The sequence below is a fragment of the Pseudomonas sp. genome (assembly GCF_035277045.1).
Classification (GTDB): Bacteria; Pseudomonadota; Gammaproteobacteria; order Pseudomonadales; family Pseudomonadaceae; genus Aquipseudomonas.
On the sequence record NZ_DATELE010000231.1, the window covers coordinates 1 to 11,610 of the forward strand.

Annotated in this window: 13 protein-coding genes; 7 read left to right on the forward strand and 6 right to left on the reverse strand. The window is 62.5% G+C overall.

All coding sequences use genetic code 11. The features are described from left to right. Positions 1-685: 685 nt before the first annotated feature. Together VJS90_RS13390 and VJS90_RS13395 are read right to left on the reverse strand one after the other, a co-directional pair. A complete protein-coding gene (locus VJS90_RS13390; RefSeq protein ID WP_324122132.1) occupies positions 686-967 on the reverse strand; it encodes a DUF3077 domain-containing protein in 282 nt (93 codons plus the stop codon). A 70-nt stretch (positions 968-1,037) separates the two neighbouring features. Continuing rightward, on the reverse strand, positions 1,038-1,262 hold the full coding sequence (locus VJS90_RS13395) for a hypothetical protein (protein WP_324122133.1): 225 nt from the start codon (positions 1,260-1,262) through the stop codon (positions 1,038-1,040). Positions 1,263-2,147: 885 nt separating this feature from the next. Between VJS90_RS13395 and VJS90_RS13400 the strand changes: the two genes are divergently transcribed. The 5 genes from VJS90_RS13400 to VJS90_RS13420 all read left to right on the forward strand — a co-directional run bounded on the left by VJS90_RS13400 (position 2,148) and on the right by VJS90_RS13420 (position 4,689). After that, on the forward strand, positions 2,148-2,561 hold the full coding sequence (locus VJS90_RS13400) for a GFA family protein (protein WP_324122134.1): 414 nt from the start codon (positions 2,148-2,150) through the stop codon (positions 2,559-2,561). 39 nt (positions 2,562-2,600) lie between these two features. Beyond that, positions 2,601-2,939 (forward strand): FKBP-type peptidyl-prolyl cis-trans isomerase, encoded by a 339-nt coding sequence (locus VJS90_RS13405; RefSeq protein ID WP_324122135.1) that lies wholly within the window; start codon positions 2,601-2,603, stop codon positions 2,937-2,939. 148 nt (positions 2,940-3,087) lie between these two features. Beyond that, complete coding sequence (locus VJS90_RS13410; protein WP_324122136.1) at positions 3,088-3,276, forward strand: hypothetical protein; 189 nt, start codon at positions 3,088-3,090, stop codon at positions 3,274-3,276. 3 nt (positions 3,277-3,279) lie between these two features. After that, positions 3,280-3,819 (forward strand): hypothetical protein, encoded by a 540-nt coding sequence (locus VJS90_RS13415; RefSeq protein ID WP_324122137.1) that lies wholly within the window; start codon positions 3,280-3,282, stop codon positions 3,817-3,819. 207 nt (positions 3,820-4,026) lie between these two features. Beyond that, complete coding sequence (locus tag VJS90_RS13420; RefSeq protein WP_324122138.1) at positions 4,027-4,689, forward strand: histidine phosphatase family protein; 663 nt, start codon at positions 4,027-4,029, stop codon at positions 4,687-4,689. Between the two features lie 273 nt (positions 4,690-4,962). Here the strand turns inward: VJS90_RS13420 and VJS90_RS13425 are convergent, their stop codons facing one another. The 3 genes from VJS90_RS13425 to VJS90_RS13435 form a co-directional block, all read right to left on the reverse strand. Then, a complete protein-coding gene (locus tag VJS90_RS13425) occupies positions 4,963-5,691 on the reverse strand; it encodes an aspartate/glutamate racemase family protein (protein WP_324122139.1) in 729 nt (242 codons plus the stop codon). Positions 5,692-5,707: 16 nt separating this feature from the next. Then, a complete protein-coding gene (locus VJS90_RS13430) occupies positions 5,708-7,240 on the reverse strand; it encodes an NCS1 family nucleobase:cation symporter-1 (protein ID WP_324122140.1) in 1,533 nt (510 codons plus the stop codon). Positions 7,241-7,677: 437 nt separating this feature from the next. Then, a complete protein-coding gene (locus VJS90_RS13435; RefSeq protein WP_324122141.1) occupies positions 7,678-8,115 on the reverse strand; it encodes an Lrp/AsnC family transcriptional regulator in 438 nt (145 codons plus the stop codon). A gap of 133 nt (positions 8,116-8,248) precedes the next feature. Between VJS90_RS13435 and VJS90_RS13440 the strand changes: the two genes are divergently transcribed. Then, positions 8,249-9,154, forward strand: coding sequence for a DMT family transporter (locus VJS90_RS13440; RefSeq protein ID WP_324122142.1), 906 nt, complete (start codon positions 8,249-8,251; stop codon positions 9,152-9,154). 58 nt (positions 9,155-9,212) lie between these two features. Beyond that, the gene (locus tag VJS90_RS13445; RefSeq protein ID WP_324122143.1) at positions 9,213-10,133 is read left to right on the forward strand and encodes a class I SAM-dependent methyltransferase; all 921 of its coding nucleotides are present in this window, start codon (positions 9,213-9,215) and stop codon (positions 10,131-10,133) included. A gap of 323 nt (positions 10,134-10,456) precedes the next feature. On the opposite strand, the gene VJS90_RS13450 is transcribed toward VJS90_RS13445, so the two are convergent. Continuing rightward, a partial coding sequence (locus VJS90_RS13450; RefSeq protein ID WP_324122144.1) for a mechanosensitive ion channel family protein occupies positions 10,457-11,610 on the reverse strand: 1,154 nt, incomplete at its 5' end.

Below are 11,610 nucleotides of genomic sequence, written 5' to 3' on the forward strand. Positions count from 1 at the left end.
GGTTTCGCCCTTACGGCGAGTCACTTTTGGCAGTCGCCCGGTGTGCCGGCCCAGCCAAAAGTAACCAAAAGGGCTTGCCCCTCCATTGGCCCTCCGCTTCGCTACGGGTCCCCTCGCTCCGGTGTCGCTCCGGGGCTGCGCGGCCCTGCTCGCGCCTTCGGCTTCGCCGAAGGTGGGCTACGCCCACGCCCCTCCACGACACCTCCACTCGGCCTGCTGGAAAGGGGCGGTAGATCAAGAGCAACAGCAGGAGCCAGAGCCAGAGCCAAAGCCAAAGCCAAATCAAGACAAGAGCAAGATCAAGATCCACAGCAACAGCAACAGCAACAGCAACAGCAACAGCAACAGCCACAGCCCCAGTAAGAGCTACAGCCGGATCAAGAGCCAGAGCCAGATCAAAAGCAGGTCTGGTGGGCGACGCCGTACATGTGGGAGCGCGCCTTGTGCCGCGATCGGGCCCGCAGGGGCCGCAAAACCTGCAATCGCGTTCCCCCTGACACCCCGCAACGGCAGGCCATAAGGCTATGCCTCACTTTGCCGGAAAGTCGGTATAAACCCCTGGCTTACCCGAGATGAACCCAGCCATGGACACCATCATTACCTGAAATGTGCAGCAGCTCATGGCCCCGTTCCGCGCGACCGCCCAGCCCAAAGGACCGGGCAGACTCCCGACGAGCTCACACCCCTACCGAACCGGCCCGCTCATCATTCCATGCGCCACATCCTCGACCAGGGCCTTGGCCATGCCGCTCAGGTAATGCGCGACCCACACCAGTATGTCGTCCCGCTCGACCCCGGACTGCAACGTCATCTTGTACACGCAGTCCATCAACACCGTCGCCTGCTCCAACGCATACTCCGCGTCGTGCCCCGGCGTGACCTTGAACAGGCGATCCGCAACACGCCCGCCAACGCCTTCGCCAAACGACCCGGTACCCGTGGTTTTCAAATGCTTCAAATGACTCATCATCAATCTCCAACCCCCCTGGAACGTCAAACCGCCACTCCAAGGGAGCATGCAAGTTTTCAGGGATGTTTCAGTGCCGTGCCTGCACCTTGCTCAATGCCACTTCGACCAGCCCATGGGCCCTGTCGATTTCATGCATCGTCGCCAAGGTCATGGCCTGGCCAGCAGGCTCGGAACAGATCAATACCGTTTCCTGCGCGATAGTCAGGGCGCAGACCAGGTATTCCGAGGTCTGGATGAGAATGTCTTCGAGGGAATGGTTGTGTGGTGGTGGATCGGGGACGATCTTGAGCATGATTGCTAGTCCTGACGAGGGTTGAGCTGCCAGGCCACGCTGCTAAACGTAGGGTGGCAGCTGTACGCGGGTTAGCAGACCGGCAAGTCAGGCACCCGGCGCACCCGAAGGTGCCCCGCATACAGCCACCATGAATTACCGCTGTCGAACAGCGACACGGTCAAGGTAAGCGATTGATGCCTGAGTTGGTACGGACTGCTAAATCCGATCACTGAATGTTCAGCGACCGGTCGAGACTAGACCCGTGCCAGCAGCATCGCAAGGCTTTTAAGGCGGTATAAGTATGCTTGGGAAATGGACTACAAGAAATATGGAAAGTGGGAAGATTTCCCTGCCTTGAGCTCCAAACTTCCAGATCGCCGTTTTCCTGATAGACCGTGTTTGCAGGTTTTGCGGCCCCTGCGGGCCCGATCGCGGCACAAGGCGCGCTCCCACATGTAGGGCGTCGCTCAACAGATCTGCTTTTTTCTGCTCCTGCTCCTGCGCCTGCTCTTGGCTCTTGGCTCTTGCTCTTGCTCTTGCCTTTGCTCTTGATCTACCGCCCCTTCCAGCAGGCCGAGTGGAGGTGTCGTGTAGGGGCGTGGGCGCAGCCCACCTTCGGCGAAGCCGAAGGCGCGAGCAGGGCCGCGCAGCCCCGGAGCGACACCGGAAGGAGGGGACCCGAAGCGAAGCGGAGGGCCCATGGAGGGGCCAGCCTTTTTGGTTACTTTTGACTGGGCCGGCACACCGGGCGCTTGTCAAAAGTGACTCGCCGTAAGGGCGAAACCATACTCAGCGCCACCCCAGCAAACGGATATTCACCCAAAAGCAAAAGCCCAACCCCCCTGATCCCAAGCCCCCCTGCTAATCTAAAACCCCCACCCCCCAAAAAAGGGCCCCACCCCCATGCCCACCCAAAAAACCGGCAGTTGCCTCTGCGGCGCCACCCACCTCACCCTCGACATCGACTCCACCAGCGTCAACGCCTGCCACTGCAAGATGTGCCGCAAATGGGGTGGCGGCCCCCTCCTGGTCGTCCACACCACCCAGCCCGTCCAGTACACCGGCCGCGAACCCGCCCTCTACGACTCCTCCGACTGGGCCCAGCGCGGCTTCTGCAGCCAATGCGGCACCCACCTGTTCTACCGCCTCAAGGCCGGCGGCTTCGACGCAGTCCCCGTCGGCATTCTGGACGACGACACCGAGTGGCTCTTCGACCTGCAGATCTTCGTCGACCAGAAACCCGCCTTCTATTGCTTCTCCAACCAGACCAAACAACTGACCGGCGAGCAAGCCATGGCGCAGTTCAGCCAGACCTGATAAAACCCGCACCCCGAAATCCGCTTGAAGAGAGCCAGCATGAGCAGCGAACTGCACATCATCGACATCCAGGAAGGCGCCGGCAAGGCCGTGGTCAAGGGCGCCCTGATCACCACCCAGTACACCGGCTGGCTGGCCGATGGCAGCGAATTCGACTCATCCTGGTCGCGCGGCAAGCCATTCCAGTGCGTGATCGGCACAGGTCGCGTCATCAAGGGATGGGATCAAGGCCTCATCGGCATGCGCGTAGGCGGCAAACGCAAGCTCAACGTCCCGGCTCACCTGGCCTACGGCGACCGCAGCGTAGGCTCGATTCCCCCAAACTCAGACCTGACCTTCGAAATCGAGCTGCTCGAGGTGCTGACGCGGGACGACTGATCGCTGCTTGGCGTGGCCTCGTGCGTTTACCGAACGGGTATAGGTCCTACAACAAGGTCGGAAATATCTGGCGAAATGCTACGGCGGTGATTGCGCCGCAGCGAGCGTTGGCGGTGCCAGACTCCATGTTCTTGACGTAGGATATGCCATGCCGACCAAATCATATTTTTCATCTCGAATTGTCAGGGAAGCGAGCTCCCGACTTTCCGCCGCCGGTGCGCAGATGGAAATCACGCTTCCACGAGAATTAGTGGGCGTGATTTCAAGTACCAAAAAGAGCCGATCCGAGTTGAAAGCTGCCTTCGAAGCGGCTTTCTCGCGTTTGCGCAAGGATTAGAGGTTGGCTGGCGGAGCCTACAATTACATCTATGCAACGCTTGTCCAGGATGAACAGGATATCCTGGGCATCATCGCCTACTCCCTGTACAAGCGGCAAAAGATCGAATATGTACAGGCGTTCAAGACAAGGCATGGCAGAGAGCCAACCGATGACGATCTGGCACCCTTCCACGATGTCAGCAACAGCGTTACCCAACTGGAAAGCTACCGGAACCAAGCCAGTCAGCTTGCTCAAGGTTTTCTCGATGCATCCGTGGCTACGCAGGCTGCGGAACTGGACAAATACTATTCCGATAGAGCGAGCGCCGAGATAAGGAGCGCCAAGCCTGGGTTTTGGTGGGGTGTCGCGCAAAGTGTTGTGGGCTCGGTTTTCTTCGTGTTCTTGCTTGGGTTTCTGGTTTTCTTCGCATGGAGTTTGAACCAAGGCGCCAAAAAAGTGATTGAGCAGGTCTTTGATGTCTCAATCATCGAAAACAGGGGATCGCCAAACTCTCAGGCAGATGGCTCCGTCTTGCCTTTTGAAGTTCTGCGGGACGACTGAACCGCGTCTTAAATCGGCAACAAATCCGGTTTACAGTCAGCAGTGGGTCATGGATCTGGCCTCACGGATGAACCAAACGCCGATATGGCACTCTGATACACGCTCGCTTCCAAGGATGGATGCCTGACAGGAACGCCCCGCAGCGCTCGCCGCGGGGTAGTCAGGCGATGCCGCCACACCCCTTTTCTAGCCTAAGAGTCCGTGCCCATGAAGCTGACCTCGTTCATCCGCCGTCGCCGTCATTTGCTGGGTGGCCTTGCGCTCGCCGCGGTCATTGCTCCGCTTGCGCTGGAGGTCATGGAAAGCCGCGCGGAGCCAGTCGACGGTACCCAGACGCTGGTGTTCCTGCGCCACGCGGAAAAACCTGGCGAGGGCCTCGGACAGCTCAACTGCCAAGGGCTGAACCGTGCCCTGGACCTGGCCACGGTGCTGCCAGAAAAGTTCGGCAACGCCGATTACGTGTTCGCCGCAAACCCTTCGCGTCACGTCGAGGAGGGGAGCCGGGATGACAGCTACAGCTACATTCGCCCGCTGATGACCATCAGCCCGAGCGCGATCAAACTGGGCCTGCCGGTGAATATCGACTTTGGTGCCAACGACACCGATGATTTGGCCGAAGAGCTGATGAGCGACAAGTACCGTAACGCGACGGTCTACACGGCCTGGTCCCACGGCTATCTGCCCGACCTGATCAACGCCGTGGCCGGCAAGGCGTTGGGTGAGGATCAGGTGATCACCGAAGACTGGAACAACAATGACTTCGACTCGCTGTACGTGATCACCCTGACCTGGCGCGATGGCAAGGCAAGCATGCTCAGCCGTAACTATCGCCAAGGGCTGGATGGGGGGGCGCAGACCTGCCCTAGCTGAGGCGCGGTGTTGCGCAAGCGCTTGTGAGGCCGCGGCGATTCTGTGGAAATCCCTGAGGTGTATGGCAACCCTGTGGAAGCAACTGTCTTTGTTCCCTGCCGGCATCGCACAAGATCGTGATCTTGCGCCCCGGCGAGGGCTGCGCCCTCGATCGCGACACAAGGCACCCCACAGTGCCCGGCGAAGCCGGGCCGGGGGCTGTGATTACCTTGGATGGAAGACAGTTGCCACAGTAACTGCGGCAGCCCTTTACACACCAATTCCTGCTTGACGCTACCGGCCTAGCCGCATCGGCCAGCCGATGACCCGCTTCGCCCGCGGCGTGGCATAGGTCCTGACCTTCGACGTACTCAGCCCCAACCGCACCAGCGACTCGGCGATGGTCACCGCCGCGCTGACGCCGTCCACCACCGGCACGCCGGTGCGCTGGCGGATCTGCTCATCCAGCCCTGCCATGCCGCCGCAACCCAGGCAGATCACCTCCGCCTTGTCGTCCTGCACGGCTCGTTCAGCCTGGCCGACGATGGCTTCCACCGCGCGCCGTGGGTCAGCTTCGAGCTCCAGCACCGCCAGGCCGCTGGCGCGCACCGAGGCGCAGCGGTCGTACAAGCCCGAGAGCCGGAGGCGGTCCTGGATCAAGGGCACCGTGCGGTCCAGGGTCGTGACCACCGAGTAGGCATGCCCCAGGTACATCGCGGTGCTGGCGGCGGCATCGGTGATGTCCACCACGGGCACGTTGAGCAGCTCCTGAAGGCCCTCACGGCCGTGCTCGCCGTAGCCCGCCTGGATCACGGCGTCATACGGCTCCTCATAGGCCATCACCCGATCCATGACGGCGATCGCGGCCAGGTAGCTCTCGAAATTGCCCTCGACCGACTCCGCGCCGAACCACGGCGTCAGGCCGACGATCTCGGTGCCCGGCGCGGCAACGCTGCGGGCTTGCTCGGCGATGGCCTCGGTGATGGCTTCGGTGGTGTTGACGTTGACGATCAGAATGCGCATGAACGGCTCTCCGCAATCAATGGCTGCTAGGGTCGACGGCGATGCACTCGCCGCTGACGTCGTGATACTGGACATGGCGCGGCGCGACCAGCAGGTAGATCGCGGCGGCGATGCCGGCCCCGATCAGCCAGGAGAACGGCGCGACACCGTGGAAGTTGGGAACCAGCGCCAGCACGATGGCCAGCAGCGCGGCCGGCACGAAGGCGGCGAGCGCGCGCGGATTGACGCCGCGACGATAGTGGTAGGCTGCGCCTGGGTGCTCGCTGTACAGCTCCGGCACATTGACCCGGCCTTTGCGCAGCAACCAGTAGTCGGCCATGATCACCCCGTACAGCGGACCGAGCAGGGCGCCCAGGCCCGAGAGGAAGTACACGATCACCAGTGGGCTGTTGTAGAGGTTCCACGGCAGGATCAGCACCGCCAGGGTGGCGCTGATCAGCCCGGCCCGGCGGAAGTTGAGATGACGCGGCGCCAGGTTGCTGAGCACGAAGGCAGGCGCCACGAAGTTGGCCATGATGTTCACCGCCACGGTGACGATCAGGAACGCCAGGCAGCCCAGCACCAGGAACAGCGTGTGAGGGATGGTGGCGACGATCTGGGTCGGGCTGTCGATGATCTGGCCGTTGATCCTGAACTGCGCGCCGCACAGCACCACGCTGATCACCGCGAACACCAGGATGTTCACCGGCAAGCCCCAGAAGTTGCCGACGCGAATGGTCTTGCGGCACGGCGAGGAGCGGGCGAAGTCGCAGAAGTTGAGCACCAGGGTGCCGTAGATCGCCAGCCACAGGGCTCCGCCCGCGAAAATATTGCGCCACATCTCGAAGCCGGTCAGTGGCTCGCTCACCGACCAGGCGATACGTGCATCGGCCTGGAAGTACATCCAGCCGGCAAGGCTGGCCACCGTCAGCAGGATCACCGGGCCGGCGAAGGCTTCGTAGCGCCTCACCATCTCCATGCCGTAGGCAAGAATGACCAGCTGCACCAGCCAGATCGCCACGAAGCATACCCAACCCAGGCTCGACAGCCCGAGGATGCTGTTCTGGTCATACGCGGCCACCTGCGGCCACACCGCGGTGAGCAGCACCCGCAGCACCACCGAGGCGAGGTAGGTCTGGATGCCGAACCAGGCGATCGCGATCACCGCGCGAATCAGCGCCGGGATCTGCGCGCCATGGATGCCAAAGGCGATGCGGCTGATCACCGGAAACGGCACGCCGGTCTTCTGGCCCATGTAGCCCGACAGGTTCATGAAGAAATACACCAGCACCGCGCCGATCGCCAGCGACAGCAGGATCTGCCAGCCGCCCAACCCCAAGGCGAACAGCCCCATGGCGAAGGAATAGTTGGCGATGTTGTGCACATCGTTGGTCCACAAGGCAAAGATGCTGTAGCGCCCCCAGCGGCGACCTTCGAGGCGCGTCGGTGCAAGGTCGCTGTTATGCAGGCGCGGGCTGAGTTCCACCATCGGTGGCGCGCCTGTGGAGGTGGACGTGGGGCGGGTGCTGGCAACGGAAGATTCAGGGGCAAGGTCGAGGCTGTTACTCATTCGTCAGGCTCCTGATGCGTGCGGACTGCGATGGAGCGGGCATGCGCACGGGCGCGCCATCTCGTCGGTGCAGGCGTTGGCATCACTGGGTCGGGTTGCGCGGTCCCGGTTCGAAAACCAGGGCGAGCAACAATGTGTGTGTATGTTTTGTTCGATTTGTATACAAAACACCTACACCCTAAAGCCAGATCCATGCCACAGGCCGGTGAGTATCAGATCAAGACATATTCGCGTTTACCTTGATTGCGTTTAGGTATATGAAATTTCAGCTGTTTTAGCTGACCGTCCGAACAGGTTTAATTTCTGGACGCTGGAATTTGTTGATCGATTGATCAGGTAGATTTTCAGGATAAATGTTACAACTTGGGGCGCCGCTGATTAGAGTGCACACAAAAATGGCACCTAAGGTGACATTTCTGTGTACAAGTTTGAGCCGGTCAGTTCATCGGTGGTAGCCGGCGCTTCACCGAAGTCTTCTTGATGATGGCGGTATTGGTCTCGGCCAGCAGGTTCAGCTTGTCCAGCAGCGTGTCGAGCTGCTCCATCGAGCGCACGTGCAGGCGAGCGATGAAACAGTCCTCGCCGGTGACCTTGTCGCATTCGGTGAACTGAGGAATGGCCACGATCTGCCGTTCGACCTCTTGCAGCTGGCCGGGCAGTGGACGGATGCGCACAATGGCCTGAAGCTGATACCCAAAGCAGCGAGGGTCGATGTCCACGGTGTAGCCGCGTAGCACCCCGCGTTCCTCCAGTCGGCGCAAGCGCTCGCTGACGCTGGGCGCGGAGAGCCCGCTGTGCTGCGCCAGGGCCTTGAGCGAGCGGCGCGAGTCGTCCATCAGGGCATTGATCAGCAGTTGGTCGATGTCGTCGGTCATGGTGATCTCGTCAGGTGAAAAGCCGGATGTGCCTTGATAGTAAAGGCAGATGGCGGCATCGGCCTTCGATATCCGCTGGAGGGTAGGCCTTGGCCTTGGGCATACTGTGGCCACGAACAAGAGGAGGTGCCTGATGGACAGTTCATTGCGCCGTGGCTCGACCGAGATGGTCGCCGCCATGCTGATTTCCGGAACCATCGGCTGGTTCGTGCTGGTGTCGGGCCAGCCGGTGCTCGATGTGGTGTTCTGGCGCTGCGTGTTCGGCGCCGGCACATTGTTGCTGATCTGCGCCGTCATGGGCTTTCTCAAGCCTGGCGTGCTCACCCGCACCACCTTCCTGCTGGCGCTGCTCAGCGGCGTGGCGATCGTCGGTAACTGGGTGCTGCTGTTCGCGTCCTATTCGCGCGCCTCGATCGCCATCGGCACGGCGGTGTACAACGTCCAGCCGTTCATGCTGGTGGGGCTTGCCGCCGTGTTTCTGGGCGAGAAGATCACCCCGCCCAAGCTGTTCTGGCTGGGTGTGGCCTTTGTTGGCATGCTGGCCATCGTCAGTGCCCATGGCAGCGAGCAGGGCAGCGGCGATGATTACCTGTTGGGCATCGCCCTGGCCTTGGGCGCGGCGCTGCTGTACGCGGTGGCGGCGCTGGTGATCAAGCGCCTCGCCGGCACGCCGCCGCACATGATCGCGCTGGTGCAGGTGACCACCGGGATCCTGCTGCTCGCGCCGTGGGCCAATGTCGGCGGCCTGCCTGCCGAGGTGCCCGCGCTAGCCAGCCTGGTCACGCTGGGGGTGGTGCACACCGGCGTCATGTACGTGCTGCTGTACAGCGCCATCCAGCGCTTGCCGACGGCGCTGACCGGCGCACTGTCGTTCATCTACCCGATTGCCGCGATCCTGGTCGACTGGATTGCCTTCGGGCATCGCCTGCAGCCGCTGCAGTGGGTCGGCGTGGCGGCGATCCTGCTGGCGGCGGCCGGCATGCAGCAAGGCTGGTGGTTGGGCTCGGCTTCCCGGCGGTCCGCGATCAAGGCCGAATAACGTCAGCGGCGCGCAAGGGGGGTAGAATGCCCCCCTTTTTCGTTTCTGCGACCTTGCCATGACCTCCGTGATCGACACCCTTGAGCAGCACCTGCTCGCCGCCCTCGACCCTGCGCCGGAAGAAACCCGCCGTTTGTTCCATGGCCGTGGCCGTTGCTGGCCGGGGCTGGAGCAGATCACCGTCGACTGGTTGCAGGGTGTGTTGCTGGTAGCGCTGTTCCGCGAACCGCCCGAAGGCCAGCTGGCCGAGCTTGAAGCCATGCTGCGCACGCTGGCCGCCGGGCCACGCTGGACCGGCCAGGCGATCATCATCCAGCACCGCTACCTGCCTGATAGCCCCGGCCACTGGCTGCTGGGCGAACCGACCCAGCTCCGGATCATCGACGAGGACGGCCTGCGCTACCAGCTCGACCTGGGTCTGAAGCAGAACAGCGGACTGTTCCTCGACATGCGCTACGGCCGGCGCTGGGTGCGCGAACAGGCGGCGGGCAAGCGCGTGCTCAACCTGTTTGCCTACACCTGTGGCTTTTCGGTGGCGGCCATAGCTGGCGGTGCCGAGCAGGTGGTGAACCTGGACATGGCCAAGGCAGCGCTGAACCGCGGGCGAGACAATCATCGGCTCAATGGTCACGACGTGGGTCAGGTTGCGTTTCTTGGGCATGAGCTGTTCAAGTCGTGGGGCAAGGTGCGCAAGTACGGACCGTACGACCTGATCATCATTGATCCGCCGACCTTCCAGAAAGGCAGCTTCGCGCTGACCCAGGACTACGCGAAGATCCTGCGGCGGTTGCCCGATCTGCTGACGCCCGGCGGCACCGTGCTGGCGTGCGTGAACGACCCCGCGATCGGCCCCGACTTTCTGATCCAGGGCATGGCCGAGCAGGCGCCGGGGCTTGCGTTCATCGAACGGCTGGAAAACCCGCCGGAGTTTCCCGATGCGGACCCGGCAGGTGGGTTGAAGGCGTTGGTGTTCAAGTAAGGACAAGCAGGCCAGGCGTAACCAGCGAGCGCTGACGAAGGGGGCCCAACCTGTGGGAGCGGGCTTGCCGGGACGCCGGACCGCCCGCGATGGGGCGCGAAGCGGCCCCGGAATCGAGTAGGCGCTGCCAGGGTAGCTGGCTGGATTCGGTGCTTCCTGCCACTACCGCACAGCACGGGTAATCTTGTGCCCTGGCGAGGGCTTTGCCCTCGATCGCGCGGTCCGGCGTCCCGGCACAAGGCGCGCTCCCACAGGGCCCGGCTTTGCCGGGCCGGGTTGTGACTATCTCAGTAGAAGACAGTTGCCCACAGGGCTGCGGGCTCCTAGGCTTGCGCCGCCTCGCCCCGCAATGCTGGCGCTACGGGGTACAGCTGCGCGAAGCTGACGTTGTCGGTCTGGTCCACCTTCTTCTTCAGCCGCTCGTTGAACGCGCGGCTGACCGCGTACTGCCCGCCGGAGATGGTGCGGAACTGCGCCGTCAGCACGAACCCGTTGAGGTCCATGCGGTCCACGCCGAACACCTGCAGCGGGCCTTGCAAGTTGATGCGCAGCAGCGGGTCTTCGCTGATCGACTGGCCGACTTCGTGGATCAGCCCCAGCGACGCGTCGACATCACTGTCGTAGGTGAACTGCACCGAGAAGAACGCGTAGGCGAACTGCCGCGACTGGTTGGTGACCGCCTTGATCTGCCCGAACGGCACCGAGTGCACGAAGCCTTTGCCATCGCGCAGGCGCAGGGTGCGGATGGTCAGGCTTTCCACCGTGCCGGCATGGCCTGAGTCGAGCACCACCCAGTCGCCGATGGCGATGGTGTCTTCGATCAGGATGAACAGACCGGTGATCACGTCCTGCACCAGTTGCTGCGACCCGAAACCGATGGCCAGACCCACGACACCGGCACCAGCCAGCAGCGGGGCGACGTTGATGCCCAGGTTGGCCATGGTGGTGATGGTGCAGATCACCACCAGGATGATCTTGATCGCATTGCGCAGCATCGGCAGGATCGTGCGCACCCGGGTGCTCGGCTGGCGAGAACTGCGTCGGCCGACCGCGGGCTTGAGCGCCTCCTGGATAGCAGTATCGAGCACCACCCAGAGCAGCCAGGTGACCAGCAGGATCAGGCCGATGCTGCTGAGCGAGTCACTGATCGCCCGGCCCAGGGTGTTGCGCAGGGCGAAGTCGATGACCGAGAAGCCCCAGATCCGCCCAAGCAACTCGATGAACGCCACCGCCATGATGATGCGCAGCAGGGCATGGGCGAGGCTGCGCAGCAGCTCCTTGTAAGGCCGTAACCGCGCCGCGGGGGTGTTTTCGGTGCGCGGCGTGAACAGGTGTTGCAACAGGGTACTGAGGAACACCGTACCCACCAGCAGCACCGTGGTCAGCAGGGCGTTCTGCAGGGCCCGCTGGCTTTCCTCGCCAGCGCCGATCAGGTGCACCGCCGAGACCAGAATCATCAGCAGGATCGGCAGGTACC

What these genes read in the sequence shown, in the direction of transcription:
- VJS90_RS13390 (WP_324122132.1), bottom strand. Translation starts at nt 967, where the DNA reads ATGAGTCATTTGAAGCATTTGAAAACCACGGGTACCGGGTCGTTTGGC.
- VJS90_RS13395 (WP_324122133.1), bottom strand. Translation starts at nt 1,262, where the DNA reads ATGCTCAAGATCGTCCCCGATCCACCACCACACAACCATTCCCTCGAA.
- VJS90_RS13400 (WP_324122134.1), top strand. Translation starts at nt 2,148, where the DNA reads ATGCCCACCCAAAAAACCGGCAGTTGCCTCTGCGGCGCCACCCACCTC.
- VJS90_RS13405 (WP_324122135.1), top strand. Translation starts at nt 2,601, where the DNA reads ATGAGCAGCGAACTGCACATCATCGACATCCAGGAAGGCGCCGGCAAG.
- VJS90_RS13410 (WP_324122136.1), top strand. Translation starts at nt 3,088, where the DNA reads ATGCCGACCAAATCATATTTTTCATCTCGAATTGTCAGGGAAGCGAGC.
- VJS90_RS13420 (WP_324122138.1), top strand. Translation starts at nt 4,027, where the DNA reads ATGAAGCTGACCTCGTTCATCCGCCGTCGCCGTCATTTGCTGGGTGGC.
- VJS90_RS13425 (WP_324122139.1), bottom strand. Translation starts at nt 5,691, where the DNA reads ATGCGCATTCTGATCGTCAACGTCAACACCACCGAAGCCATCACCGAG.
- VJS90_RS13430 (WP_324122140.1), bottom strand. Translation starts at nt 7,240, where the DNA reads ATGAGTAACAGCCTCGACCTTGCCCCTGAATCTTCCGTTGCCAGCACC.
- VJS90_RS13435 (WP_324122141.1), bottom strand. Translation starts at nt 8,115, where the DNA reads ATGACCGACGACATCGACCAACTGCTGATCAATGCCCTGATGGACGAC.
- VJS90_RS13440 (WP_324122142.1), top strand. Translation starts at nt 8,249, where the DNA reads ATGGACAGTTCATTGCGCCGTGGCTCGACCGAGATGGTCGCCGCCATG.
- VJS90_RS13445 (WP_324122143.1), top strand. Translation starts at nt 9,213, where the DNA reads ATGACCTCCGTGATCGACACCCTTGAGCAGCACCTGCTCGCCGCCCTC.